The sequence below is a fragment of the Devosia psychrophila genome, from assembly GCF_000971275.1.
GTDB classification, from domain to species: Bacteria; Pseudomonadota; Alphaproteobacteria; order Rhizobiales; family Devosiaceae; genus Devosia; species Devosia psychrophila.
In genome coordinates this window covers 243325-269908 of sequence record NZ_LAPV01000093.1, presented here as the reverse complement: position 1 = coordinate 269908, position 26584 = coordinate 243325, and the positions used below count along the sequence as shown (strand labels likewise).

Sequence of the window (26584 nt, the reverse complement as noted above, 5' to 3'; positions counted from 1 at the left end):
TGTCATCTTCACCGTGCTATGAAGGCGCCCTTGCGCGCAAGGGGCGTCGCAGCTGGCTGATTCACAGAAAGAAAATATGGACGAACCGCAGTTCCACCAGCCAGCCTCGCGCATGACACTGGCTGTGGCGCGTCTGGTTGCACAAGCCGGCCTGCTGGCCGGCGTCTTTGGCGTGCTGGTAGCGCTGGTGCTGTTTGGTGAACTGAGCGTCGTCGCTGCAGTCGTCAGTTTCCTTGTCGTGGCGGCGGGCGTCGCTATTCTGCCGACGCCGAGCATTACCATGACGCGGACCGTGGAAGTCATCCGGCCGCAGCTCGTCAGCGATGATGGCGCGGTGTTCGCGGTGGCCGACGCGCTGGCCGATCCGTGCCTGGTGCTGGATCGCCGCAGCGTGGTCCTGCATGCCAATGGAGCAGCGCGCCGGCAGTTTCCCTCGGTGACACGCGGCAATCCGCTGACCTTTTCGCTGCGCAATCCGCAACTTGTCGAAGCCTTCGACCTCGCCATGCGATCCGGCAATGTGCGCAGCATCGAGCTGCACGAGACCATTCCCTCCGAGACATGGGAAAAAGTCGTGCTGTCGCCGCTGCGTCATCCCGGCCAGGAATGGCTGCAGGACGAGGACCGGCAATTGCTGGTGACCTTCCAGAGCCTGACCGAACTCAAGCGCGTCGATGCCTTGCGAAGTGATTTTATTGCCAATGCCAGCCATGAAATGCGCACTCCTTTGGCGTCGCTGATCGGCTTTATCGACACGCTATTGGGCCCGGCGGCCAAGGACACCGTGGCGCGCGAAAAATTCCTCGTCATCATGCGCGGCCAGGCCGAGCGAATGAGCAAGCTGATCGACGATATGCTCAGTCTGTCGCGCATCGAAATGCACCAGCATGTGCGCCCTACCGGTAGTATCGAGCTGGCCGGGCTGTTGCGTGAGGTGCGTGAGGGGCTGTCCATTCAGGCCAAGGCAGCGGAGCTGGATATCAGGCTCAGCCTGTTCGATGGCTCCAGTACGGTAACCGGGGATCGCGGCCAGCTTTATGAGGTGTTCGAAAACCTGGTCGAGAATGCCATCAAGTATGGCGCCGGCGGCAAGACGGTCGAGATCGACCTAGCCCCCTCCAGCCGACCCGGTTTCCAGCAACAGGTGACGATCATCGATCACGGCCCGGGCGTCGAGCCCGAGCATGTGCCGCGCCTGACCGAGCGGTTTTATCGCATCGATGCCGATGCCAGCCGCAAGAAGAAGGGCACCGGCCTCGGCCTTGCCATCGTCAAGCACATCGTCAACCGCCATCGCGGCCAATTGGCGATCAAGAGCAAGCCGGGCGAAGGCATGCGGGTGGACGTGTTTCTGCCCTAGCAGGCTACATGGTCGGCACGGAAAGCGCCGCACGGGGCGATGTCCTGCGGCTGCTATTCGATAGTGTGTCGCAATAGCTGCGACATGGGGCGAGATGCGTCCTGGTGCTGGTCTTAAGGCGAAATTGGTGGAGGTGGGTCACACCTCGCCCCATGCTATCCCGGCGACTCTAGGGGGAGGACCGTCCTCGGCTGGCAGCCCGTGCCGACTGATTGGAGCGCTGAGCGCTCCGGACCCGGGGGCTCAAATCGGGTCACAGATCATCCTCTTCCCGCAGGAACTGGAGCGACCCCCAGCCCAACCGGCATCCCCGAACCGACCGTTCGTCGCGACCGCGCAGTGCGTGCGGGAATGACGACATTGTGCGGGAGGCGGAGGTGGGTGGGGATAAGATGGAAAAGTTTTTGGTGTGACACCTCAGTCGACACCCTCCCCCTTGAGCGGAGGATTTACATCCTGCGCAATCCTACCCCCACCCTCCCCACCAGGGGGAGGGATAAGAAAGAGCTGGGACCTGCGGTCTGGCGCCTCCCTCCCCTAAATGGGGAGGGACCGAGGGTGGGGTGATGGCTAGGCGTTTGCGGAGAGTGGCCCTCGGGTCAAGCCCGAGGGAGAAGGTAGTGCGGCGCACCATCTTTTGCTTACTACTGCTTTCTCCCTCGGGCTTGACCCGAGGGTCATTCGCCGCATGTGCTGGGCTGAGAGCGACCCTCGGGTCGAGCCCGAGGGAAAAGAGGTGGTGGGGTAATCCTTGCACTCGCTTCAAAACAAAAAAGGGCGCCTCCGGGCGCCCTTTTCAATTCAAAATCTTCGACAATCAGCGGCGCTTTTTGTCGACCTGGTGGTAGGCGCGGCGCGAGTGGAAGTCGCAGTAGGGGCCGCTTTCGAGGCTGTGCTGGCCGCAGAAATAGAAGTCCTTCGACAGCGGATCGCCGATCGGCCACTTGCAGGTCGCTTCGGTGAGCTGAAGCAGGCTGAGCCGCTTGTCCTCGGGGATGAACAGCTCGGCTGCGGCGGGTGCCACATAGAGCTGCTGTTCCATCTGCGGGTCCATCGCCAGCGCGGTCGCGCCGATCGACTGCGGGCGCGAGGCCTGCATGGCCGGGCGGGCCATCTTGGCAGCGCCGCTGGACATCGGCGACGACATGCCGGCGGAGGGGCTCGCCACACGGCGCGGTGCCGGACGGGCTGGGGGACGGGCGCGCGGCGCCGAGTTGGTGGGCTTGGCACGAGCCGAGAGCTTGAGGCGGTGCACCTTGCCGATCACGGCGTTGCGGGTAACCCCTTCGCCGAGTTCGCCAGCGATCTGGCTGGCGCTAAGGCCCTCCATCCAGAGCTTCGTCAACGTCTCGACGCGCTCATCAGTCCAGCCGGCCGGTTGTGCTCCTGAAACCATCGTCAAAACAGAATCCTTCATTGCGCGGCCGAAAAGCTATCGGCAGCCATCAAACTCTAGGCGTCGTATGTTAAGTGGGTCCGCCACACGATATATCGTGTTCCCAATGCCTGTGAGTTTACGCCATGGGGGGAATCGGGATCAAGAGTCGGGTGCGACTTTCCCCGTATATTAACTGGTTAAAATTGGCTTAACGAACTCTTGAGTCAAATCAGGCACTTGGCCCGTGATCATTGACTTATCTTGCAAAAACGGCGTTACTTGGGCTATGAAACGCGCCGGCTCACGAGCGCGTTTTTGATTTTTGTGGCGCTATTGTCACGCTCGAACAGCACGCTGTTTTTAGTCCTGATATATATAAGGAAATGACCATGTCTGCGCTCTACGGCACCTATGTCCGGTCCGAACTCGCTTTCGAACGGGGCGAAGGCATGCGCCTGTATGACCAGCACGGCCGAGATTATCTCGATTTCCATTCTGGTATCGCCGTCAACGCCCTCGGACATGGCGACGCTCACATCGTTAGCGCGCTCAAAAGCGCCGCAGAGAAGGTGTGGCACACGTCCAACGTGTTCACCATTCCCGAGCAGGAACGGCTGGGTCAGCGGCTCGTCGATGCGACCTTTGCGGACTCGGTGTTTTTCACCAATTCCGGCGCCGAGGCGCTGGAATGCGCCATCAAGACGGCGCGGCATTATTTCTGGGCCAAGGGCGAAGTCGATCGCTACGAGATCATCGCCTTCACCGGCTCGTTCCACGGCCGCACCATGGGCACTATCGCGGCGGGCGGCAATCCGAGCTACCTCGAAGGCTTCGGCCCGCCAATGCAGGGCTTCAAGCACACCGCACCCGGTGACCTCGACGCCGTTCGCGCGCTGATCGGACCGCAGACTTGTGCCATCCTGATCGAGACCGTGCAGGGCGAGGGCGGCGTAACCGCCATGACGCCCGAATATATGCAGGGCCTGCGAGCGCTGTGCGACGAGCATGGCATGCTGCTGATCCTTGACGAAGTGCAGTGCGGCTATGGCAGGACCGGGCGCTTCTTCGCCTTTGAGTGGAGCGGCATCACGCCCGATATCGTCGCGGTCGCCAAGGCGATCGGTGGCGGTTTCCCGCTTGGCGCCTGCCTCGCCAAGGGCAATGTCGCGGCCTCGATGGTGCCCGGCACGCATGGCTCGACCTATGGCGGCAATCCGCTGGCCACGGCGGTGGGCAACGCGGTGCTCGATCGGATTTTGGCGCCCGGCTTCATTGATCACGTCAACCAGATGGGCCAGAAGCTAGCCTGGCACCTGCAGCAACTGGCGCAAAAATACCCGGATTATGTGCTGGAATTGCGCGGCAAGGGTCTGCTTGCTGGCATCAAGATCACCCCGCCGGTGCGCGACTTCGTCTCGCGGCTGCGCGACGACCACCAGATGCTGGCGATCGGCGCCGGTGACAATGTGCTGCGGCTGATCCCGCCGCTGATCGTTACCGAGGCGGACATCGAAGAAGCTATGGGCAAGCTCGCCGCCGCTTTCGACGCCATCGAGACCGAAGCGGCTTCGGCTCCGGCAGTCGGCTGATTGGCAATGACATTCTTTTCGCAGGCGCGGCGTCGACGATGATCGCTTCCCTCCCCTCAAGGGGAGGGCAGGTATCAACCGCACGCCCCGCGTCGCGGACCTCTTTCAAGCGTCATAAAGGAACCCGGCCATGACTTCGACCGGAGCCACTTCGACCGGCACCCCCAGGCATTTTCTTTCGATAGATGATTTCGATTATTCCGAACTGCGCGGCATGCTGAGCGCCGCCAGCTCGCTCAAGACCCGTCTCAAGGACGGCGACCGGCCCAAGCTGTTGCAGGACAAGGTCCTGGCGATGATCTTCGAACGCCAGTCGACCCGCACCCGCGTCAGCTTCGATGTCGGTATGCGCCAGCTCGGCGGCGAGACCATCATGCTGTCCGGCCAGGAAATGCAGCTGAGCCGCGAGGAAACGCTGTCCGACACCGCCAAGGTGCTGAGCCGCTATGTCGACGCCATCATGATCCGCATTCTCAGCCACGCCGACCTGCTCGACCTGGCCGAGGCAGCGAGCGTGCCGGTCATCAACGGCCTGACACGCCGCGCCCATCCGTGCCAGATCATGGCCGACCTGATGACTTTCGAAGAGCATCGCGGCAACATCAAGGGCGCCAAGGTCGCCTGGGTCGGCGATAGCAACAATGTTCTGCACTCCTGGGTCAATGCTGCCGAGCTATTCGAGTGCCACCTGACCATTGCGGTGCCGGACGAATACAGCCCCGAAAAGGACCTGATGCAGGACATCCGCAGGGCAGGCGACTATGTAAAACTGATCGAGGACCCGCGCGAGGCCGTCGAGGGCGCCGACCTCGTCATTACCGATACCTGGGTCTCGATGGGCGACGTCGATATCGCCGAGCGTCGCCGGGTCTTGAAACCCTACCAGGTCAACACCAGTTTGATGGCCTTGGCGGACAAGAACGCCCTGTTCATGCATGACCTGCCCGCCCATCGCGGCGATGAAGTGACCGACGAGGTAATCGACGGTCCTCAATCGGTTGTGTGGGACGAGGCCGAGAACCGCCTGCACGCCCAAAAAGCCATCCTGTGCTGGGCCTTCGGGGTCGAAACCAACTAAACTGCTTCGATCTTCTGTCTGGGTCGGCCTGCAAACGGCGGCTTTCTGCGCTTCCGGTGCTCACGTACCCATGTACGCTCCGCTCCGGTTCTCGAAAGTCGCCATTTTCGACTCGCCCCAGACAGAAGCTCATCGCAGTTCGGTGCACGCTCCGGCAATAGTGGCTCAAACTCTTGCCGAGTTTGGGCTGTAGGACCATTGTGGCCAAACCGACTTGAAAGACTTACGTTCGAAATGACGACGGATAGCACGACCATGACCGAGAACATGATGACTGCCCTCGGGCTCGACCGCCCGGAAAGCGGCGACGACACCGTGGTGCCGTTCACCCTCGACAAGCTCGATACCCGCGGCCGCAGCGTGCGGCTGGGCGATTCCCTCGACACCATCCTCAACCGCCACAATTATCCCGCTCCCGTTGCGCGCCTGCTGGGCGAGGCCGTGGTGCTGGCTTCGCTGATCGGCTCATCGCTCAAGTTCGATGGCAAGTTCATCATGCAGACCCAGACCGATGGTCCGGTGAACCTGATCGTCGTGGATTTCGATGCGCCCGATGGGTTGCGCGGTTATGCCCGTTTCGATCATGACGCGCTGCTCAGGGCTGCCGAAGAAGGCCGCACCAAGCCAAGCGAATTGCTGGGCAACGGTCACCTCGCCATGACTATCGACCAGGGCGCTCACACCGAGCGCTACCAAGGCATCGTCGCGCTGCAGGGCAATTCGCTGGAAGAGGTGGCGCATACCTATTTCATGCAGTCCGAGCAGATCCCGACCCAGGTGCGCCTGGCGGTGGCTGAGTTCACCAAAAAGGGCGATCATCGTCCGCATTGGCGGGCCGGCGGCGTGTTGATCCAGCATCTTCCCGAACACGGTGGTACCCGTGTGGCGGACTTGCCGGGCGACGGCAATTTCGACAATCCGGACCACAATTTCGTCGAGGCCGATGGCTGGAACGAAGCCAAGGTGCATCTATCGACGCTGGACGATCTTGAACTGGCCGACCCCGACCTGTCGTCCGAACGCCTGCTGTTCCGGCTGTATCACGAGACCGGCGTGCGCGTGTTCGCGCCCATGCCCATGGTCGAGCGCTGCACCTGCTCACCAGATCGCATCGAGGACATGCTGGCCACCAATTTCACCGCCGAAGACCGCGAGGAAATGGCGGTGGATGGCGAGATAGAAGTGGTCTGCGAGTTCTGCTCGACTGCCTATCACTTCAATCCGAACCAGTTCGAGGCCAAGCACTAGCCAGTAAATGTTTCAGCGGCCGCCTTCAGGGCGGCCGTTGTCGCTGGACTGTATTCGCCGTTCGGCGTTGTGCAACTTCACGTCGATTGTGACGGAAAATATCAAGCGCTGATAATAGATTGGTGATTATAGTATCGAAGTATACTAATAGACTCCACAATACGTATTTTTACTGATATACAGTAGTAGTGCCTAGTAGGGCGGATCATCGGTGCGGGGGCAATTCGATGACTGTATACCATTTTCTTGTGCCAAGCCGATCCGTCCGCGACATCTTTGGCGATGCGCGACGACGAGATGTCCTGGTTGAGCAGTATTGATCTCAGGCGCTCCGATGTCGGACGCGCTGGATTTGATACGGGCAATTCTGCAACAGACGGGTCCCGATGACGGACACGCGCTGGTGCTGCTTGAGGCGGCGCTGGAACGCGAAGTCGATGTGCTGCTCTATTGCGCCAGCGCCCTTACGTTGAGCCCGACCGTGATCATGGAGCGGGCTGCGCGCTGGGCCGGATACGGCTTTATCGAGCATGTCCCATTGGGAGTGCCGGAAGACCTCATGCCGTTGCAGCTCGATGCACTGGCAACGGTGCGCATGCTGCGGCTGCAGTTGTTCGATCGCGAGGTCGCCCTGACCGCGCCGGAATTTCTCGACGTTATCCGGCTTAAACGCCGTCGTATTCAGCGACCGCATCTGGGGCAATTGGTCTGCTTCATCGCCGAACCGGCATTGCGCGACTATATCGCAAAGGCTGCGGCACCCGCCCTGCTCGATGCGTCGAGGCAAAATCTCACCCGGCGCTGGCCTTTTGCCACGGCCCAGCTCGAACTGACCACGATCGCTCGATATGTCTTTGCTATTGCCTTGGCCTTGATGATCAGCATGGTTCTTGCAGCGCCCCATTTTGCACAATTGCCGCTGCTTCCGGCCACGCTGGTCCTGCTGCTGGCCCCTGCGGCGATGCGATTGGCGGCGGTGTTCAGTCCGATCCGCATCATGCCAAAACTGGTTCGGCCACCGGACCAGGAATTGCCGGTCTATTCCGTGCTGATCCCTTTGCATAACGAGGCGAGCATGGTGGGGCAATTGTTCGCGGCCATGCGTGAACTGGACTATCCGCCTGAGCGCCTCGATATCAAATTTGCCGTCGAAGCCTTGTCCGAGACGACGCTTGCAGCGGTGCGGGAGCGATTGGGCGATCCGCGTTTTTCGCTGGTTTGCGTGCCCGATGCGCAGCCGCGCACCAAGCCCAAGGCGCTGGATTTCGTGTTGCCGCTGTGTCGTGGCGAGTATGTTGTGGTGTTCGATGCCGAAGACATCCCCGATCCCGACCAACTCTGGAAGGCCGCGGTCCGCTTTCGGGAAGAGCCCGATCTGGTTTGTCTGCAAGCCCATTTGGTGATCGACAATGGCCACCATAACTGGCTCGCGGCGCTGTTTGCCGGAGAATATGCCGGGCTGTTCACCGTGCTGCTGCCGGCCCTCGCACGTTGGGGTCTGCCCATGCCGCTGGGCGGTACGTCCAATCATTTCAGGTTGAGCGTGCTGCGGGATCTAGGCGGCTGGGACGCCTTTAATGTCACGGAAGATGCGGACCTCGGAACTCGCCTGGCGCGTTGTCGACTACGGGTCGACGTGCTGGCATCAAGAACTCTTGAACATGCGCCGACGCGGCTATTGCCCTGGATGGGGCAGCGCACCCGATGGATGAAAGGCTGGATGCAGACTTTCATCGTGCACAATCGCGACCCCGGCACACTGCTTGCGGAAATGGGCTTGCCGGCCTTCCTGGGGTTTCAGACGCTGGTGCTGGGCATGATCGTGGCGCCGGTGCTGCATTGTGCCTTCCTGCTGACCATCGTAGTGCGTTTTCTGCAGGGTTACGCCTTGCTAGATGGCTCGATATGGACGGTGTCATACCTGGCGATGCTCGGCATGGGCTATGGCAGTGCCCTGGTGATTACGATGCTGGGGCTGCGTCGGCTGGGAGGCTACCACCTGTTGCTGCGCCAGCTCCTTTTGCCGTTCTACTGGGTGCTGATCGGGGTCGCCACCATCCGCGCCGTTTGCGACCTGCTGCTGCGGCCGTTCTACTGGTTCAAGTCCCCGCACCAGCCCGCCACGGGTCCAACGCGTAACGCGCATGACCTCTCGGGGAAGCTAGATGCACGGCCAGTTCCCGGCACGTAACTTGACTAGTTTAATCATAAAATATAGCACCCTTGTGATGGGCAGCCGACCCGGCACCGAGCGGTTATGCCGGCGCCATGCATGCGCTACTCGACGGAGACAGAATGCCTCGGATGTTCCACGAAGCGACCGTCCTGTCGCGTCAGCAGTTGACGCCGGGCATGCTCCGCCTGACGTTCGGCGGCGAGGGGCTCTCCGAGTTGCGCACTACCGGCGTCGGCGACGAGTATCTGCGCCTGTTCTTTCGCAATGAGCAGACCGGCAAGCTGCACCTGCCCCAAATTACCGATGAGGGCCGCTGGACCTATCCCGACGGGCAGGATGCCATCCGTTGCTCGACCTATACGGTGCGTCGCTATCGTGCCGATCCGATCGAGCTCGACATCGATTTCGTGATCCACGAGGGCGGACTGGCCTGTACCTGGGCCGTCTCGGCACAAGTGGGCGACAAGGTCACCATCAACCGGCCGCGCGGTCTCTATAAGCCACCTGCCGACACCGTCTGGCAGCTGCTCGTTTCCGACGCTACCGGGCTGCCGGCGCTGTCGCGCCTGATGGAGCAGACGCCCAAACATGTCGAAAGCCGGGTTTTCGTCGAAGTGGCTTTGGCCGAGGACGAACAGGCCCTGCCGGCCCACCCCGGCTCGACGGTGACCTGGCTGCACAAGTGCGGCAATGGCGTGGCCCCCAGCCGCATGGTCGAAGTGGTCAGCGCCGTGCCTCTGCCCAAGTCGCCCGGCTATATCTGGGTTGCCGGCGAGCAGAAGGTGGTGCGCGCCATCCGAAAATTCGTGCGCCAGGAGCTCAAGCTGCCTCCCGAGCGCTATGAACTGGTCGGCTATTGGACTGCCAATGCGGAGGAGTGGGGCGCCAAATGGGCGGCGCTTGATCCTGTCGTCAAAGCACAGATCGAAACCGCGTGGGATTCCGGCCGCGATGCCGAGGTGGTTCGGGACGAGTATGACGCGACGCTCGAAAAGCTCGGATTGTGACAGTCGCCGTCACCAGCCATGACCGGGCACGGCAGGAGGAAAAGCGCCCCGGCTTGGCCCAGACAAACGCGACGCGTTTCGTCTGGCTGCTGCTAGCCATCGCGGTGCTGCTCTGCGTTATCCTCGCCAGCATCGCTGTCGGCTCCAAGGACATTGCCCTTGGCACGGTGTTCGAGGCGCTGTTCGCCTATAATGACAGCGACGACCACGCCATCATCCTTGCCTTGCGCGTGCCGCGCACACTGATGGGCCTGACGGTCGGTGCAGCCTTGGGCGTGGCTGGCGCGCTGATCCAGGCGTTGACGCGCAATCCACTAGCCGATCCAGGCGTCCTGGGCGTCAATGCCGGCGCAGCCTTCTTCGTGGTGCTGGCAGTCGGGCTGTTAGGCATCACCGCCATCCAAGGCTACATCTGGTTTGCTTTCCTAGGCGCCATCGTCACCACAGTGGTGGTCTATCTGGTCGGCTCAGCGGGCCGGAACGGTGCTACCCCGGTGCGCCTGACCTTGGCCGGCGTCGCCATCGGTGCGGTTCTGGGCGGTGTTTCCGCCGGTATCGCCTTGCTCAATCCCGCCACTTTCGATCGCATGCGGCAGTGGAACGCCGGCTCGCTGGTTGCCCCCGGTTATGAAACCTTATGGTCCGTGCTGCCCTTCATTCTGCTCGGCCTCGCGATTGCCATTGCCATGGCGCGGCGGCTCAATGCCGTGGCATTGGGCGATGACCTGGCAGCGGCGCTTGGCGCCAATATGCGGCGCACCCGCGGCTTCGTGGTGCTTGCCGTGACGCTGCTGGCGGGTGGGGCCACTGCCGCTGCAGGGCCAATCGGTTTCGTCGGTCTCATGGTGCCACATGTGGCGCGGTGGATTGCCGGACCCGACCAGCGCTGGATATTGGCCTTCACTATCGTACTGTCCCCAGTGCTGCTGCTGACGGCCGACGTTGTCGGTCGCCTGGTGATGCGACCGGGTGAGTTGCAGGTTGGTATCGTCACCGCATTTGTGGGTGCCCCGGTGCTGATCCTGTTGGCACGGCGTCGCAAGGTGAGCGGGCTATGAGCAATCTCGGGCTCCCCGCCGGTATCGACTTCGGGCGCCCGATCCGCTCCCTGCGCTGGTTTGGCGGAAGGGTTTCGCTTCGCTTCGATATCAAGACCGCCACCATCTGCCTGACCCTGCTGGCCATCGCACTGGTGGTGGCTTTGGTAACGCTTGCGAGCGGCGATTATCAGGTGCCGTTGCCCGACGTGGTGCGGGCGCTGCTGGGGCAGGGCGAGGGGCGTATCCATATGGTGGTGGTGGAGTGGCGCTTGCCGCGTACCGCGCTGGCGCTGCTGCTGGGTGCGGCGCTGGGCATGGGCGGCGCCATCTTCCAATCGCTGACCCGCAATCCTCTTGGCAGCCCGGACATTATCGGCTTCGACGCCGGCGCTTTCACTGGTGCGCTGATCGTGATCACGCTGCTGCACGGCAGTTACTACGCCATCGCCGGAGGTGCACTGTTCGGCGGGCTGGTGACGGCGCTGGTGGTCTATGCGCTAGCCTATAATCGCGGCGTGCAGGGCTTCCGGCTAATCATCGTCGGCATCGGCGTCTCGGCCATGCTGACCGCGCTCAATACATGGATCCTGCTTCGTGCGAAGCTGGAGGTTGCCATGGCAGCGGCCATCTGGGGCGCCGGCACGCTGAATGGTCTCGATCTCGACCGATTGTTTCCCGCCATGATTATCCTCGCCGTGCTGATGCCATTGGCCATGCTGATGAGCCGGCCGATGGGCCAACTCGAACTGGGCGACGATGCGGCTCGCGCATTGGGCGTCAATGCCGAGCGCACCCGGCTGGCCCTGCTGGTGCTGGGCGTGGCACTGACTGCAACAGTGACCGCGACCGCCGGGCCGATTGGCTTTGTGGCGCTTTCAGCACCGCAACTGGCGCGCCGCCTGACCGGCACGGCCAGTGTCGCTATTTTGCCGGCTGCCGCTATGGGCGCCTTGTTGCTGGCCGTGGCCGATTTCGTGGCGCAACGCGCCTTTGCGCCAACTCAAATCCCGGTCGGCATCGTCACGGTCAGCCTGGGCGGCATCTATTTCGTCTGGCTGCTATTGCGCGAAGCGCGTCGGCAATGAGGGACATACCAATGAACCAGATCGATCCCGTGCCACCCGCAGCCGCGCCGCGCCTGTTCGCCGAGGGTGTCACTATCGGCTATGACAATCGCATCATTTCCAAGGACCTGTCGGTCGCTATTCCCGATCGGTCGTTCACCGTGATCGTCGGCGCCAATGCCTGCGGCAAGTCCACGCTATTGCGGGCGCTGTCGCGCCTGATCAAGCCGGCGGCGGGCCGCGTCGTGCTGGATGGCGCTGCGATATCGAGCTATCCGGCCAAGGAAGTGGCGCGGCGGCTTGGGCTATTGCCGCAGACTTCCATCGCGCCCGAAGGCATTACCGTCGCCGATCTCATTGCCCGTGGCCGTTATCCGCACCAGAAGCTGTTGCAGCAGTGGTCGCATGCCGACGAAGCCGCGGTCATCGCCGCCATGGAGGCGACCAAGGTAACCGAACTCAGCCACCGACTGGTTGATGAACTGTCCGGCGGCCAGCGCCAGCGAGTCTGGGTTGCCATGGTGCTAGCTCAGGAAACGCCGCTGCTGCTGCTCGACGAGCCGACCACCTTCCTCGACATCACCCACCAAATCGAACTGCTCGAGCTGCTGGATGGTCTCAACCGCCGCAATGGTCAGACCATCGTGGCGGTACTGCACGATCTCAATCACGCCTGCCGCTATGCCAGTCACATCATCGCCATGCGCGACGGGCAGGTGATAGCCGAAGGACCGCCGCGTGAGATTGTGACGGCCGAACTGGTCGAACGGGTGTTCGGACTGCCATGCATCATCATCGATGACCCCATTGCCCATACGCCGCTGGTCATTCCACGCGGCTCCATCCCGAAAACCTGATTGCTCAGGAGCCTGCCATGAAGTCGTCCGTTCTCGCCGCCATGCTGCTCGGCATCGGCCTCGCTGCGACCGCGCCAGCGTTGTCGCAGGATTTCCCCGTCACGATTGAGCACATCTATGGCGAGACGGTCATACCTGCCAAGCCGGAGCGCATCGCCACTATCGGCTGGATGAGCCAGGACGTGGTTCTCGCGCTCGGCCAGGTGCCCGTCGGCATGCCGCTGCAGACCTGGGGCGGCGACGAGAATGGCGTGCTGCCGTGGGTGGCAACCGCCGTCGCGCAACTGGGTGGCGAACTGCCGGCGCGTTATGACGACACGGCCATTCCTTTTGAGAAAATCCTGTCGCTGGAGCCCGATCTGATCCTGGCGCCCTACAGCGACCTGACCCAAGAAGAATATACCCGTCTCAGCCAGATCGCCCCCGTGGTGGCCTGGAAAGATGCGGTCTGGTCCGGCACCTGGCAGGATATCACCATGACCATCGGCAAGACCCTGGGTCAAGAAGCCGAGGCGCAGCAACTGGTTGAAGCCACCGATGCCCGCATCGCCGAACTGGCGGCCGAACACCCTGAGTTCAAGGGCAAGACCTTCACCATCGGCTGGGCCGATCCGTCCAAGTCGGAAGTCGGCGTCTACATCGGCACCGATCCGCGCGTGCAGATGATCGAGGAACTTGGCTTCACGCTATCGCCCGGCGCCGCGGCCTTGAGGAGCGACAACTTCTACGTCCCGGTAGCCTATGAAAACCTCGACACGCTGGACGCCGATGTCTTCATTACCTGGCAGTCCGACCAGGCAGAGCTCGACGCGGCTTTAGCCAATCCCATCTTTGCCCGTTTCGCGCCGGTAGCCTCCGGCCATCATCTGACGATGCTGGACCGGGCCTTCGTCATGGCCACCTCGGCGCCGTCCGTGCTGTCGATCCCATGGTCGCTGGAAAAGCTGGTGCCTGAACTGAGCGCGCTGCTGTCCAAGTAAGCCCTCCGACACGACTGGCGTCAGGGAGGTCTCACTCTTGAGCGTATTTGGACTGCTTGGCGCGGACCCGCGTGCCGTAGACCCGGTCGCGTCCGGCGGCCTTGGCGCTGTACAGTGCTTCATCGGCGGTCTGGATCAATTCGGCCGCGCTGCGGTGCAGATTATCCGGCATGTAGGTGGCGACACCCACGCTGGCGGTCAGGATGCCGCGTTCAGCGCCCTTGTGCGATACGCGGGCGTCGGCCAGTGACTTGCGGAAGGTTTCCGCGACCAGATAGGCGCCGTCCTCGTCGGTACCCGGCAAAATTGCTGCAAATTCCTCGCCGCCGTAGCGCACCGCCAGGTCCGCTGACCGTTTCAAACTCTTTTGCAAATGGCTGGCTACCAGCTTCAGGCATTCGTCGCCCGAAGGATGGCCATACGCGTCATTATAGGCCTTGAAGCGATCCACATCGATCAGCAACAGGCTCATCGGCGTGCCGGCCCGGGCGCCACGGGCTATCTCGGCATCCATGGCAATGTCGAAGGCGCGGCGATTCAGCAGGCCCGTCAGCCCATCGGTACGTGCCAGATGTTTGAGCTGATCACTGGCCGAATGCAGCGCCAGTTCCGCCTGCTTGATGCGTGTCACGTCGGTGACCACAACCAGCGTTTTGCCGGCTGTAGTTGGGCGCGTGCGCACCTGCAGCCAGCGGTCATCGAACAGATGGACCTCTTCCTCGCTCTCGCGGTGCAGGTTGGTCACGATATCATCGATCCACTCCTGTTCATGGTCGACCGGAATATTGAGCTGTTCGCGGGTGCGAACCACCTCTGCGAGGATATCGCGGAGGTTAACGCCCTGCCGTCGTGCGTGGCTGGTGTAGGGGAAGCTGGCGCTATACTGGGCGTTGCACAGCACAATATTGCCCTGCCAGTCGAACATGGCCAGGCCATCCGACATTTCGGCGAGGGCATAGGACAGCAGGTTGCGGCTCTCTATCACATCCTGCCGCAACTGCTTGTCGTCGGTGATGTCCCGGCTAACGCCTGCCAGCCCGATCATCTCGCCGTTGGCGCCATGCAGCGGCACTTTTGCCGTCATGTAGCTGCGCAACTCGCCCGTGGCATCGGGTAGTAGTTCCTCGATATCCAACTGGGGTTGTCCCGACGCGATTATTTTCTGTTCGCTGGCAAACAGGACGTCCGCGCGTTCCGGCGGCGCAATGTCGAAGTCGGTTTTGCCGATCATGTCGTGCGGCGTGGCAAAGCCGTGCATTTTCGCCACTGCATTGTTGACCGCAGCAAAGCGGCTATGCCGGTCCTTGATGTAAAAGAAGTCGGGTGCCTGGGTCAGCGCCGCGGCGAACAGGTCGCGCTCGGCCGATACGCGCCGTGCCTGAACAAAAACCAGGCTTGCCAGGACGGTGGCCAGCGTGTTGAGCACCCCTAACGGCAGGATGGTATTAAGCAACCCTTCGGACCCAATGGAATAGATACCCACGGCGGAAATGAGCGAGATTGCCAGTCCCAGCACCACGCCGTGCCAGGCAAAGACCCGGCCGCGACCGACCAGCGCGCGCCCGGCCAATGCCGATGCGGTGACGATCAAAATGGTGATCACGCCGGTTGTCATGCCGACGCCGCCCATGCTCACCCGATAGCCCAGGGTCAGGGCCGTGGTCGCCAGTGCGGCTACTGGCCCGCCGAAAAACGCGGCAACCGCGACGAGCGACAGTCGCAGATCGAGGAAACGACCGGGGAGCACTTCTGCGGCCATCAGCATGGAAGCGATGGCGCCCAGGCCCATGATAACGCCGAACAACAGGCTGCGCCAAACGCCGGGCAAGCGGCGCAGCCAGAAGCGTGCGTGGCCCCAGCCGAGTATGAACAAAGCAACGACGGCAAGATTGCCAGCTAGTATTTGCCACGGTGATGTCACGTGACCTCCTGAGCAGCAGGGCCGGAGCCCCACCCCAGAACCATAGTCTATCAGCTAAGTGTTTGCCGAATCTGAATCCAGCCGGTCCATTGTTCCTATGGTTAACCGCGCAGGCCCGGCGCTTCCTGGCCCGTGCTCTGGACATATTCGGTATAGCCGCCGCCATAAGTGTGGACACCATCCGGCGTCAGCTCGAGCACCCGGTTCGATAGAGCCGCGAGAAAATGACGATCATGGCTGACGAACAGCATGGTGCCCTCATACTGGCTGAGCGCGGTGATCAGCATTTCCTTGGTGGCGATGTCGAGATGGTTTGTCGGCTCGTCGAGCACCAGGAAGTTCGGGGGATCAAACAGCATCATCGCCATCACCAGACGCGCCTTCTCGCCGCCGGACAGCACGCGGCACTTCTTCTCGATCTCGTCGCCGGTAAAGCCGAAGGCTCCGGCCAGCGCCCGCAACGGCGCTTGGCCAGCCTGCGGGAACGAGCTTTCAAGCTGCTGGAATACCGTCAGGCCGCCGTCGAGCACATCCATGGCGTGCTGGGCGAAATAGGCCATCTTGACCGAAGGGCCGCGCGTTACCGTACCCTGGTCGGGATCGGCGGTGCCGGTCACCAGCTTGAGCAAAGTGGACTTACCGGCGCCGTTGACGCCCATGATGCACCAGCGTTCCTTGCGGCGCACATGGAAGTCGAGCCCGTCATAGATGGTCCGGCTGCCATAGCTCTTGCTGACGTTTTTCAGCAGAGCCACATCGTCGCCCGAGCGCGGCGCCTGGCGGAATTCGAACTCGACGGTCTGGCGGCGCTTGGGTGGCTCGACGCGGTCGATCTTGTCGAGCTTTTTCACCCGGCTCTGCACCTGTGCGGCATGTGATGCGCGCGCCTTGAAGCGGGCGATGAAGTCTAGCTCTTTCGCCAACATCGCTTGCTGGCGCTCAAATTGGGCTTGCTGGTTCTTTTCGCTGATGGCGCGCTGCTGCTGATAGAATTCGTAATTGCCAGAATAGCTGGTCAGCGAGCCCGCATCGATCTCGACGATCTTGGTGCAGATGCGGTTCATGAATTCGCGGTCATGGCTCGTCATGAACAGCGCGCCAGAATAGTTCTGCAGGAAGTCTTCCAGCCAGATCAGGCTTTCGAGATCGAGATGGTTGCTCGGCTCGTCGAGCAGCAGCGCATCGGGACGCATCAAAAGGATTCTGGCCAGCGCCACGCGCATTTTCCAGCCGCCGGACAGCGCGCCGACGTCGCCGTCCATCATTTCCTGGCTGAAGCCAAGACCATCCAGCACTTCACGGGCGCGGCCATCCAGGGAGTAGCCATCAAGCTCTTCGAATTGGTGCTGTATTTCGCCATAGCGCTCGATGATGGCGTCCATCGCGTCGGCCTTGTCGGGATCGCCCATGTCGGCTTCGAGTGCGCGCATTTCGGTGATCAGCGCAGAGACTGGGCCGGCGCCGTCCATCACTTCGGAGACCGCGCTGCGGCCGCCCATCTCGCCGACATCCTGGCTGAAATAGCCGATGGTGACGCCGCGCTCCATCGAGACCTGGCCTTCGTCGGGCTGCTCTTCGCCGGTAATCATGCGAAAGAGGGTGGTCTTGCCAGCGCCATTGGGACCGACGAGGCCGATTTTCTCGCCCTTTTGCAACACCGCGGAGGCGTCGATAAAGACGATCTGCTTGCCGTTCTGTTTGCCGATGCTTTCGAGACGTATCATGCGCGTAGAAATCCTGCCGCGCCCACTGGCGCCTTTATGCGCCCGTAAAGCATCGTAGGCCGGCAGGCGCAAGCTCTGCCAGCGTCACAGGTGCTATGCCGTCAGCCTTAGGCGGGGTGGCGCGCCATGCCGTCGGCGCCAAAGATGATGGCGCTTTCAGGGGCAAAGCTCAGGGCCACGCTCTGCCCGACCGCAAGATCATGGTCGCCATCGAACACCACCAGCCACGAGGCTTCCGACGGCAGCTTGAGGTTGACGATGGTCTCGTTGCCCAGGCGCTCGACCAGACCCACCTGGCCGACGATGGTACCGGAAGCATTCCGGTCCAGCGCATGCGGACGGACGCCCAGGGTTACGGTGTCGCCAGGCTTGATCCCGGTCGGATTGGCCGGAATAGCCACCGACGACAGGTCCTTGCCAGTCACGGTGATCGTTCTGGCGCCCACGGCCTCAACCGTCACCGAAACAAAATTCATCTTGGGCGAACCGATAAAACCAGCGACGAACAGGTTTGCCGGGCGCTGATACAGCTCGATCGGCGCGCCGACCTGCTGCACCACGCCGGCATTGAGCACTACGATCTTGTCGGCCAGCGTCATGGCTTCGACCTGGTCATGGGTTACATAAACCATGGTGGCACCGAGATCGGCGTGCAGCTTGGCGATTTCCATCCGCGTATCGACGCGCAGCGCCGCATCGAGATTGCTGAGCGGCTCGTCGAACAGGAACACCTCGGGCTGGCGTACGATGGCGCGGCCGATGGCAACGCGCTGGCGCTGACCGCCCGACAGCTGGCTCGGCTTGCGATCGAGCAGGTGCTCCATCTGCAGGATACGCGCCGCGTCGCGGATCTTCTTGTCGCGCACATCCTTAGGCGTTTTGGCGAGCTTCAGCCCAAAGCCGACATTGTCGTAGACGGTCATGTGCGGATAAAGCGCGTAACTCTGGAACACCATGGCGATGCCGCGATCGCGCGGCTCGACGGCGTTACACAGCTTGCCGGCGATATAGAGCTCGCCACCGGTGATGTCCTCGAGCCCGGCGATCATGCGCAGCAGCGTGGACTTGCCGCAGCCGGACGGGCCGACGAACACCACGAACTCGCCATGTTCGATGGTCAGGTCGACACCCTTGATGACCTCGACATTGCCATAGCTCTTACGGAGCGATTTCAGTTCCAGTCCTGCCATGTGGATTATCCTTTGACGGCGCCAGCGGTCATCCCCGCCACGATCTGCCGGTTGAAGAACAGGAAGACGATCAGCGGCGGAATGGTGATGAGCGCGATATTGGTGAAGAGCAGGTTGTAAGACGTGCTGAACTGGCTCTGGAAATTATACAGCGTCAGTTGCACCGTCGCATTGGCATTGCCGGGCAGGTAATACAGCGGATTGGTGAAGTCGTTGAAGATGGCCACCGATTGCACCACGATATTGGTGACGGTGACCGGCCACAGCAGTGGCAATACGATACGGAAGAACACGTCGAACGGACGCGCCCCGTCGATGATGGCGGCCTCGTCCAGCTCGCGTGGAATGGTGGCGATGAAGGCGCGATACAGCAAGATCGAGAAGGGCAGGGAGTAAGCCACCTCGATCAGCACCAGCCCATGCAGCTTGCCGAACAGGCCAAGGCCCTGCAGCAACCAGATGGTCGGCACCACGGCCGGCGGCAGCATCAGGCCGGCGAGGATCAGGAACTCGATCAGCCCGTTGAACTTCGTCTTGCGGCGCTGCAGCACGAAGCCGACCATGGCCGACAAGATCACCACGAGGGTTACGCTGGCGACGGTCAGGATGGTCGAATTGATGAAGGCGGTCAGCAGCATCCAGTTGCGGGTGGTCACCACCTCGACGATGTTGCTCCACAGGTGCATGCCCTGCGGCCACGAAAAGTCGAGCAATTGCGCCTGGGTCTTGTCCTTGAACGCCATCAGGATGATGAAGCTGAACGGGATCAGAAACACCACGGCGGAAACCACGATGGCGACGGCGCTCAGCCAATAATTGCGGACGAAACTCATTCGTGTCCCTCGCGGCGATTGAGCAGCATGGTCAGCGGCACGACAAGAACGGCGATCAGGATGAACAGCACCACGTTCCCGGCGGTGCTGAGGCCATAAAAGCCGGCCTGGTATTGCTTGTAAATCACCGAGGCGACGGTATCGGAGGCAAAGCCCGGCCCGCCCCGCGTCATCGCCCAGATCAGGTCGAAGGTCCGCAACCCGCCGATGAAGGAAAGTAGGATCACCGTTACCGTGGCGGGGCGGCACAGCGGCAGGGTGACATACAAAAAGCTCTGCCACTTGGTTGAGCCGTCGATGCGGGCGGCCTCATAGTAATCCTTGGGGATGGCGACGATGCCGGCGATGTAGATCACCGTGGCGAGCCCGACGCCCTTCCACACATCGACCAGTGCCACCGAGAACAGCGCCAGGCTTGGATTGACCAGCCAGCCCGGCCCCTTGATGCCGATCACCGCCAGCGCCTCATTGATCATGCCCTGGGTGGGGTGCATCAAAATCGTGAAGGTGATGCCGACGCCGACGGTAGAAACCAGCACCGGGAAAAACACCACCGAGCGCAGATAGCCGCGCGCCGCGATCTGGCTGGTCAGCAACACCGCCAGCAGCAGTCCGAGCACAACTTTGAGGCCGGAGGTGATTACCGCATACAGCACTGTATTGATCAGCCCCTTGATCAGGAACGGCTCGCGCAGAAATTGCGCAAAATTATCCAGCCCGATGAAGGTGGAGTTGAACAGCGTCCAGCGCGTCAGGCTGAAATACAGCGATGCGAAGGTCGGCAGCAGGAACAGCACGCCATAGATGACGGCGGCGGGAAGAAAGAACGAGGCCGGATAGGGCGAGCGGCGCTTAGGCACCTGCACCACGGGCACGGCCGCTGCGGTTTCAGTCATCACGGCCATCTATGTTCCTCCTCAAAGCGGCAGCCCCGGGTGAGACCAGGCACCCGGAGCCGCCTATCGGCAAGCGCTTACCAGCCTGGGAGGCCGAGTTGCTGGGCTTGCTTGCGAACGTCTTCGTCGTAGAGCGCCGCGCCATCAGCGGCGGGGCGAATGCCCGAGCCGACTTCAACGGTGATCTGCTCGAGTGCCGGGCCCTTGATCGGCGACAGGAACTCCAGCGCCGGCCCGTTCTGGCCGCCATCTGCGAAGTAGGGGAGCATGTCGGTCACGGCTGGCGGCACGTCGGCTGGCAGCGTGCAGCCGTTGATCAGGTACGGCCCCGAAGCGCCACCGGCCCGGGTCTGGGCTTCGCAACCTTCGACGCTGGCGACGTAGGCGACGAACTTCTTGGCGGCATCAAGATTCGACGTGGTGTTGGGGATATAGATGCCATCCGGCATCCACACCGTCAGGCCGTTCTTGGCGGCGTCGTCGCCCGGCTGGGCGAAGAAGCCGACATTGTCGATCAGGTCAGGATAGCTGGCGACGATGGCGGTGGTGGCAAAGGTCAGCATCGGGTAGTGGGCGCCTTCACCCGATGCCACCATGCGCAGCCCGTCGTCATACTTGGCGGCGCCGAAGTCTTCGTTGAAATAGCCGGCGTCGAAGGTTTCCTGCAGCTTGTCGAAGCCGCGCTGTGCCACCTTGTCTGTCGCGAACTTGGCCGTACCGGCGGTGTAGTTGGCGGCAAAGTCCGGCTCGGCAGCCGAGACGTTGTAATAATCGGCAAGCACGAACAGCTGGCTGGTCCACGTATCGCCATAGGTCTGGACCACGGCGACCTTGCCGGCGGCCTTGATCTTTTCATTGTTGGCCATGAACTCGGCCCAGGTCTTGGGAACGGTCAGGCCCAGCTCGGCATAGATTGCCTTGTTGTAATAGATGCCGCCGCCCATGGCCGCGCCCATCGGCGCGCCGCGCACGGTGCCGTCCGATGCCGTCACCACCTGCTTGAAGCTGTCCTGCACATCGGCCTGCCAGGGTTCGTTGGTCAGGTCGACCAGGAACTGCTGCGGGTTGATGGCCTGGAACAACGAGCCGGAATTGTAGCGGAACACGTCGGCCATGCTGCTGGTGGCCAACCGCGTCTTGACGAGATTGTCGCCTTCCGAGCCGCCTGGACGGGTTTCGATCTCGATATTGATATCCGGGTTGGCGGCTTCGAAGCTCTTCACCAGCTCCTCGGCCACGGCCACGCCATCGGCGCCGCTGGGGATCAGGTAGGTCAGTGTAGTGCTCTGGGCAAAGCTTGCGCCGGTCAGGGCAGTCAAGGCCAGCAGACCGGCGGCGAAGCCGGTAAGCGCGGTCCTGCGTGTCGTCTTGGTCATTTGGTCTCTCTCCCATTTACCCGCACCATGCGGGCCGTCTCAGCCGCCGCCTGTTTATCAGGGCGTACGGGTATTGATGCTGTGTTCGGCAGCCGCTTTGCGCTGTGCCGGTGTGTGATCGAAGGTGATGACATGGCTGCCCGCTGCGAGGGCATGGTCGCCCTTGCCGTCCCACGCCGCACCATCGACCGTGATGTTGCGATAGCCGGCCGCCAGCCGCAGCACGCCGTTCGAGCCGCCAGGCACCTCGACCTCGTAGCGAACTGCATCGCCATCCACCGTCCATTCAGCGCGAATGAGACCCTTGGGGCTGGCGTGGCTAGCCTTCACCGGCGATAGCGCGCCAATGATGATCGGCTCGAAAATCACCGTGGCAAAGCCTGGCGCCTCGGGGTCCGGCCGGAACCCGGCGACCCCTTCGAGCAGCCACTGGCACACCGCGCCATAGGCATAGTGATTGTAGGAATTCATCTGCGGATTGTAGATCGAGCCATCGGCCTGGATCGCGTCCCAGCGCTCCCAGATCGTCGTGGCCCCCATCTTGACCTGATACAGCCAGCCGGGAACTTCTTCCTGCAAGAAGACGTCAGCGGCAAGGTTGGCTTCGCCAATCTTGACTAGCGCCGGCAACAGGGCAGGGGTGCCGATGAAACCGGTGCCGATCCGCCCATCGGTGCGGGCTATGGCATTCTTGAAATACGCCTTGGCCGCGTCCTGCTTGTCGGCCGGGATCAGGTCATGCAGGAACGCCAGTGCATAGGATGTCTGGTCGTCGCCCGCCACGCGTCCTGCCGGGGTGATGAACTCGAGCGCAAAGGCGTTCTTCACCTTCGTTGCGATGTCGCTCATCCGCTGGGCAGTCGCCGTGTCACCGACGATGCCGGCAATCCTGCCAACCATTGCCGAGGTGATATGCAGATACAGCGTCGCCGCAGCGTCGTCGCTGATCGTCGGCAGCGGCTTGGCGCTCGGGCCGCTGGGCTGCAGCCAGTCGCCAAACGAGAAACCACGACCGCCCCAGGCGCGCGGTGGCTTGACGATCGGGCCCTCGCTGATGGACCACACGAAATCGACCCACTTCACCATCGCCGGTAGCGTCTCGGCCAAAAAGTCGGTGTCGCCGTAGTGCAGATACATCTGCCACGGCACCACAGCGATCGCATCACCCCAGCCGGTGCTGCCATAAAAGCCCGGATAATCCTTGGGCTGCATCTTGGTTGGGTCCGGCACCACATGGGGCACCGCACCATCTTCGCGCTGGTCTGCCATGACGTCGCGGATCCACTTGCGGAAGAAATTCTGCGCATCGGCCAGATACATTGCGGTGCCTGCGAAAACCTGCGCATCGCCGGTCCAGCCCAGGCGCTCGTCGCGCTGCGGGCAATCGGTCGGCACTTCGATGAAATTGCCGCGCTGCGACCAGACGGTGTTGAGAAACAGCCGGTCGACCAGCTTGTTGGCTGAGGTGAAGCTGGACTTGACCTCCGTGACCGAACTGATCGGCACCGAGACCACGCTGGTCAGTTCGGCCTTGCTCTCGATGGTGATGCGGGCATATCGGAAACCTTGGAAGGTGAAGTGCGGGCGGAATTGCTCGTCGCCATTGCCGCTCAGCGTATATTCGATCCGCGCTTCGGCAGTGCGATAGTTGACGTTGTAGAAATTGCCATCCTTATCGAGCACTTCGGCATGTTCGACGGTGACTTTGGCGCCAGCCTCGCCGCGCACGGTAAACGCGACATAGCCGCCAATATTCTGGCCGAAGTCATAGACCGTGCGGCCATCGGCATCGGTCCATTGCTTGACCACGGCCAGCGCATCCAGCTCGCGCACCGGAGTGGTTTCGTGGGCAATGAGCCTGACCACGTCGAAGTCGATCGCAGCGGTGCCTGAGGAAACCACTGGCTTGATCCGCGCGTCGAAAACCTCGCCGAAATAGATGCCAGACTTGCGAATGGGCAACTCGCCACTTTTCCAGCTGTCGTCGGTGACCAGCAGCGTCTTGCCGCCGTTCGCGTCCGAAGTCAGTTCGGCAATGGCGCCAATCTCGCTGCCCCAGGTGTTGAAGATCGGCGCATTGCCCCACATCATCTGCGAACGCAACCAGCCATCGGCCAGCCAGATCTCGATGTGGTTGGTGCCTGCCACCAGCAGGTCGGCGACGGCATAGGTCTGGTAGCTGAGGCGGGTTTCGTAGCTAGTCCAGCCCGGGGTGAGCAGGTCGTTGCCGACGCGTCTGCCGTTGATGAAGCAGCGATAGAGCCCGAGAGCGCTGATGCGCAGTGTCTCATCGCCGCCAACGCGTTCAATGCTGAAATCAGTCGAGACGAACGAGGCAGGCATGCCTACACCCTTGTCGACCAGCGGACGGATCATCCTGGCTGCCGCCCAAGGCGCCTGTCGCGCAGAAGTCGGGTTCGCCCGCACCAGCGTGCTCGTCATGTCGGTCAAGTCTGCCTCCTCCACGCCGTCCGGTTGACGGCAACCTCGTTTGCGAGGTGTATAATGTTCTACGTGTATCGTTCTACATTCCAAGTTTTTTGGCAATAGGAATTTTCTGATGTAGACGGAACGAGCTGGCAAGCCGCGACCAGCCCCGAAATGCAGGGTTCTGACCCTTGGAGTTGCATGGAAAAACCAGCCGTCCAGAAGCCGTCACGCGTCACCATCCGTGAGGTTGCGATAGATGCCGGCGTCTCCGTCGCCGCGGTTTCGAAGGTATTGCGGGACGCTTACGGCGTCAGCGAGTCGATGCGCCTCAAGGTTCGGAAGTCGATGGCCAAGCTGGGTTATCGTCCGCATACGGCAGCGCGGGGAATGCGCGGGCAAACCTTCACACTCGGCATGATATTGCCCGATCTGCGCAACCCGTTTTTCTCGGACATCCTTGCCGGCGTAAATTCGGCACTGGAGCGGACCCAGTACCAGGTGCTGCTCGGGGTCAGCCAATCCGGGACCACGTTCGATGATGCCCTGGTCGATTCCATGATCGACCGGCAAATGGATGGCCTGATCCTGATCGGTCCCACCGACCAGCAGCAATTGCTGGACATTGCCAAGCGCAAACCGCTTGCCACGATCGGCAATCATGCTCCCGGCGTCTCAAGCTACGATACTGTCAACAATGACGACTACGAGGGCGGCACCCTGGCTGTCAGACACCTGTCGAGCAACGGCTACCGCAACATCGCCATGCTGAGCCTGATCACCGAATCGACCATCATCACGCAGCGCGAACTCGGTTACCGGCGCGAGATGATGGAGCAGGAACTGGGCTCGTATATCAACGTAGTTAGAGCTCGCCAGACCATGCGCGAAGTGCAGATCGCTGCAAAAAAGCTGCTTGAGGCTCCCGATCGTCCCGAGGCAATCTTCTGCTGGACCGACTTTATCGCCCTTGAGGTCATCAGCGTGGCGACCGAGATGGGTCTGTCCATTCCGCGCGATCTGGCGGTGGTCGGCTATGACAACACGATGTACTGCGACTTTGCCCAGAACAGCCTAACCAGCGTCGACCAATCCGGCGAACTGCTCGGGCTGCAATCGGTCCGCCTGTTGATCGAGCGCATCAAGGGCCGCACCGAGTCCGAGCATTTCGTCGTCACGCCGCGCGTCGTGGCGCGCAACAGCTCGGCCGACAGGCTAGGCTAAGGCACTGGCTGGAAGCCACAAAAATCACCCGACAAGACACTTCATTCGAGCGCCGGCGTGGGTACGGTTTTCGCTATTTACATATAATAGTACTTTATGTAGCGTCCCCATTATCGCTGCAGGTGAAAACGCCGTGGCGCCACATTGGGAGGACATCGTGACCATCATTTCCAAGCTTGCCATCGCGGCAAGCCTCGCTACCGCTTTGACTTCTGTCGCCATCGCGCAGGACAATCTGAAGGGGTTGACCATCGGCTTCAGCCAGATTGGTTCTGAATCCGGCTGGCGCGCCGCTGAGACTTCGGTAACCAAGCAGCAGGCCGAAGAGCGCGGCATCGACCTCAAATTTGCCGATGCGCAGCAGAAGCAGGAAAACCAGATCAAGGCCATCCGCGGCTTCATCGCTCAGGGCGTCGACGCAATCATCGTGGCTCCTGTCGTTGCGACCGGCTGGGACGACGTGCTGACCGAAGCCAAGGAAGCCGAAATCCCCGTCATGCTGCTCGACCGCGGCGTTGACGCGCCGGAAGACCTTTACCTGACCTCGGTTGCTTCCGATCAGGTGCTCGAAGGCCGTACCGCTGGCGACTGGTTGGTCAAGGAAGTCGGCGATGCCGATTGCAAGATCGTCGAGCTGCAGGGCACCGTCGGCTCCACCCCGGCCATCAACCGCAAGAAGGGCTTCGAAGAAGCCATTGTCGGCCACGCCAACCTGACCATCGCCCGCAGCCAGACCGGTGATTTCACCCGCGCCAAGGGTAAGGAAGTCATGGAAGGCTTCATCAAGGCCGAAAACGGCGGCGCCGATATTTGCGCGGTCTATGCCCACAACGATGACATGGCCGTTGGCGCCATCCAGGCCATCAAGGACGCTGGCCTCAAGCCCGGCACCGACATCAAGGTCGTCTCGATCGACGGCGTGCCGGACATCTTCGCTGCAATGGTTGCCGGCGAAGCCAATGCTACCGTGGAACTGACCCCCAACATGGCCGGTCCCGCCTTCGATGCGCTCTCGGCCTTCCTCGCCGATGGCACCCAACCCGCAAAGTTCATCATCACCGAGTCGAAGCTGTACACGCCTGCCGACAATCCCCAGGGCGAGTATGATACCCGCAAGGGCCTGGGCTATTAAGCAACGAAGCTCGTTTAACCACCGGACGGCACCTCCCCCTTGACGGGGAGGTTGGTTGGGGGTGTGGTTTGGCCTCGATATTGG

Annotated in this window: 20 protein-coding genes; 12 read left to right on the top strand and 8 right to left on the bottom strand. The window is 61.8% G+C overall.

Features of this window, described 5'->3' with window-relative positions:
- Positions 1-76: 76 nt before the first annotated feature.
- Positions 77-1360 (top strand): ATP-binding protein, encoded by a 1284-nt coding sequence (locus tag WH91_RS09940; protein ID WP_052952721.1) that lies wholly within the window; start codon positions 77-79, stop codon positions 1358-1360.
- Positions 1361-2177: 817 nt separating this feature from the next.
- On the opposite strand, the gene WH91_RS09935 is transcribed toward WH91_RS09940, so the two are convergent.
- A complete protein-coding gene (locus WH91_RS09935) occupies positions 2178-2756 on the bottom strand; it encodes a GcrA family cell cycle regulator (RefSeq protein ID WP_046170899.1) in 579 nt (192 codons plus the stop codon).
- A 365-nt stretch (positions 2757-3121) separates the two neighbouring features.
- Between WH91_RS09935 and WH91_RS09930 the strand changes: the two genes are divergently transcribed.
- From WH91_RS09930 to WH91_RS09890, 9 genes are all read left to right on the top strand, one after another.
- Positions 3122-4327: an aspartate aminotransferase family protein gene (locus tag WH91_RS09930; protein WP_046170813.1), complete on the top strand. Its 1206-nt coding sequence runs from the start codon at positions 3122-3124 to the stop codon at positions 4325-4327.
- Positions 4328-4457: 130 nt separating this feature from the next.
- On the top strand, positions 4458-5405 hold the full coding sequence (gene argF / locus WH91_RS09925) for an ornithine carbamoyltransferase (protein WP_046170812.1): 948 nt from the start codon (positions 4458-4460) through the stop codon (positions 5403-5405).
- Positions 5406-5660: 255 nt separating this feature from the next.
- A complete protein-coding gene (locus WH91_RS09920) occupies positions 5661-6653 on the top strand; it encodes an Hsp33 family molecular chaperone (RefSeq protein WP_046170898.1) in 993 nt (330 codons plus the stop codon).
- Positions 6654-6987: 334 nt separating this feature from the next.
- Positions 6988-8844, top strand: coding sequence for a glycosyltransferase family 2 protein (locus WH91_RS09915; protein ID WP_052952720.1), 1857 nt, complete (start codon positions 6988-6990; stop codon positions 8842-8844).
- Between the two features lie 104 nt (positions 8845-8948).
- Positions 8949-9836: a siderophore-interacting protein gene (locus tag WH91_RS09910; protein ID WP_046170811.1), complete on the top strand. Its 888-nt coding sequence runs from the start codon at positions 8949-8951 to the stop codon at positions 9834-9836.
- A complete protein-coding gene (locus WH91_RS09905) occupies positions 9833-10894 on the top strand; it encodes an iron chelate uptake ABC transporter family permease subunit (RefSeq protein ID WP_052952719.1) in 1062 nt (353 codons plus the stop codon). The genes WH91_RS09910 and WH91_RS09905 overlap by 4 nt, the downstream gene beginning before the upstream one ends.
- Positions 10891-11961, top strand: coding sequence for a FecCD family ABC transporter permease (locus tag WH91_RS09900; protein ID WP_046170809.1), 1071 nt, complete (start codon positions 10891-10893; stop codon positions 11959-11961). Before WH91_RS09905 ends, WH91_RS09900 begins: the two co-directional genes overlap by 4 nt.
- Positions 11962-11972: 11 nt before the next feature.
- Complete coding sequence (locus WH91_RS09895; protein WP_046170808.1) at positions 11973-12797, top strand: ABC transporter ATP-binding protein; 825 nt, start codon at positions 11973-11975, stop codon at positions 12795-12797.
- A gap of 17 nt (positions 12798-12814) precedes the next feature.
- Positions 12815-13777 (top strand): iron-siderophore ABC transporter substrate-binding protein, encoded by a 963-nt coding sequence (locus tag WH91_RS09890; RefSeq protein ID WP_046170807.1) that lies wholly within the window; start codon positions 12815-12817, stop codon positions 13775-13777.
- Between the two features lie 31 nt (positions 13778-13808).
- On the opposite strand, the gene WH91_RS09885 is transcribed toward WH91_RS09890, so the two are convergent.
- The 7 genes from WH91_RS09885 to WH91_RS09855 all read right to left on the bottom strand — a co-directional run bounded on the left by WH91_RS09885 (position 13809) and on the right by WH91_RS09855 (position 24093).
- The gene (locus tag WH91_RS09885; RefSeq protein ID WP_074797285.1) at positions 13809-15698 is read right to left on the bottom strand and encodes a diguanylate cyclase; all 1890 of its coding nucleotides are present in this window, start codon (positions 15696-15698) and stop codon (positions 13809-13811) included.
- A gap of 101 nt (positions 15699-15799) precedes the next feature.
- The gene (locus tag WH91_RS09880) at positions 15800-17422 is read right to left on the bottom strand and encodes an ABC-F family ATP-binding cassette domain-containing protein (RefSeq protein WP_046170806.1); all 1623 of its coding nucleotides are present in this window, start codon (positions 17420-17422) and stop codon (positions 15800-15802) included.
- A gap of 107 nt (positions 17423-17529) precedes the next feature.
- Positions 17530-18612, bottom strand: a complete 1083-nt coding sequence (locus WH91_RS09875) for an ABC transporter ATP-binding protein (RefSeq protein ID WP_046170805.1) — start codon at positions 18610-18612, stop codon at positions 17530-17532.
- Between the two features lie 5 nt (positions 18613-18617).
- Positions 18618-19445: a carbohydrate ABC transporter permease gene (locus WH91_RS09870; RefSeq protein ID WP_046170804.1), complete on the bottom strand. Its 828-nt coding sequence runs from the start codon at positions 19443-19445 to the stop codon at positions 18618-18620.
- Positions 19442-20341, bottom strand: a complete 900-nt coding sequence (locus tag WH91_RS09865; RefSeq protein WP_046170895.1) for a carbohydrate ABC transporter permease — start codon at positions 20339-20341, stop codon at positions 19442-19444. The genes WH91_RS09870 and WH91_RS09865 overlap by 4 nt, the downstream gene beginning before the upstream one ends.
- A 77-nt stretch (positions 20342-20418) precedes the next feature.
- Complete coding sequence (locus WH91_RS09860) at positions 20419-21717, bottom strand: ABC transporter substrate-binding protein (RefSeq protein WP_046170803.1); 1299 nt, start codon at positions 21715-21717, stop codon at positions 20419-20421.
- Positions 21718-21774: 57 nt separating this feature from the next.
- A complete protein-coding gene (locus WH91_RS09855; protein WP_143078045.1) occupies positions 21775-24093 on the bottom strand; it encodes an alpha-L-rhamnosidase in 2319 nt (772 codons plus the stop codon).
- Positions 24094-24345: 252 nt separating this feature from the next.
- Between WH91_RS09855 and WH91_RS09850 the strand changes: the two genes are divergently transcribed.
- The gene (locus WH91_RS09850; RefSeq protein ID WP_046170802.1) at positions 24346-25368 is read left to right on the top strand and encodes a LacI family DNA-binding transcriptional regulator; all 1023 of its coding nucleotides are present in this window, start codon (positions 24346-24348) and stop codon (positions 25366-25368) included.
- Positions 25369-25573: 205 nt separating this feature from the next.
- The gene (ytfQ, locus tag WH91_RS09845) at positions 25574-26500 is read left to right on the top strand and encodes a galactofuranose ABC transporter, galactofuranose-binding protein YtfQ (protein ID WP_425285333.1); all 927 of its coding nucleotides are present in this window, start codon (positions 25574-25576) and stop codon (positions 26498-26500) included.
- Positions 26501-26584: the final 84 nt, after the last annotated feature.

What these genes read in the sequence shown, in the direction of transcription:
- argF (WP_046170812.1), top strand. Translation starts at nt 4,458, where the DNA reads ATGACTTCGACCGGAGCCACTTCGACCGGCACCCCCAGGCATTTTCTT.
- WH91_RS09850 (WP_046170802.1), top strand. Translation starts at nt 24,346, where the DNA reads ATGGAAAAACCAGCCGTCCAGAAGCCGTCACGCGTCACCATCCGTGAG.
- WH91_RS09930 (WP_046170813.1), top strand. Translation starts at nt 3,122, where the DNA reads ATGACCATGTCTGCGCTCTACGGCACCTATGTCCGGTCCGAACTCGCT.
- WH91_RS09865 (WP_046170895.1), bottom strand. Translation starts at nt 20,341, where the DNA reads ATGACTGAAACCGCAGCGGCCGTGCCCGTGGTGCAGGTGCCTAAGCGC.
- WH91_RS09910 (WP_046170811.1), top strand. Translation starts at nt 8,949, where the DNA reads ATGCCTCGGATGTTCCACGAAGCGACCGTCCTGTCGCGTCAGCAGTTG.
- WH91_RS09880 (WP_046170806.1), bottom strand. Translation starts at nt 17,422, where the DNA reads ATGATACGTCTCGAAAGCATCGGCAAACAGAACGGCAAGCAGATCGTC.
- WH91_RS09920 (WP_046170898.1), top strand. Translation starts at nt 5,661, where the DNA reads ATGACCGAGAACATGATGACTGCCCTCGGGCTCGACCGCCCGGAAAGC.
- WH91_RS09895 (WP_046170808.1), top strand. Translation starts at nt 11,973, where the DNA reads ATGAACCAGATCGATCCCGTGCCACCCGCAGCCGCGCCGCGCCTGTTC.
- WH91_RS09935 (WP_046170899.1), bottom strand. Translation starts at nt 2,756, where the DNA reads ATGGTTTCAGGAGCACAACCGGCCGGCTGGACTGATGAGCGCGTCGAG.
- WH91_RS09890 (WP_046170807.1), top strand. Translation starts at nt 12,815, where the DNA reads ATGAAGTCGTCCGTTCTCGCCGCCATGCTGCTCGGCATCGGCCTCGCT.
- WH91_RS09860 (WP_046170803.1), bottom strand. Translation starts at nt 21,717, where the DNA reads ATGACCAAGACGACACGCAGGACCGCGCTTACCGGCTTCGCCGCCGGT.
- WH91_RS09875 (WP_046170805.1), bottom strand. Translation starts at nt 18,612, where the DNA reads ATGGCAGGACTGGAACTGAAATCGCTCCGTAAGAGCTATGGCAATGTC.
- WH91_RS09855 (WP_143078045.1), bottom strand. Translation starts at nt 24,093, where the DNA reads ATGATCCGTCCGCTGGTCGACAAGGGTGTAGGCATGCCTGCCTCGTTC.
- WH91_RS09870 (WP_046170804.1), bottom strand. Translation starts at nt 19,445, where the DNA reads ATGAGTTTCGTCCGCAATTATTGGCTGAGCGCCGTCGCCATCGTGGTT.
- WH91_RS09915 (WP_052952720.1), top strand. Translation starts at nt 6,988, where the DNA reads ATGTCGGACGCGCTGGATTTGATACGGGCAATTCTGCAACAGACGGGT.
- WH91_RS09900 (WP_046170809.1), top strand. Translation starts at nt 10,891, where the DNA reads ATGAGCAATCTCGGGCTCCCCGCCGGTATCGACTTCGGGCGCCCGATC.
- WH91_RS09940 (WP_052952721.1), top strand. Translation starts at nt 77, where the DNA reads ATGGACGAACCGCAGTTCCACCAGCCAGCCTCGCGCATGACACTGGCT.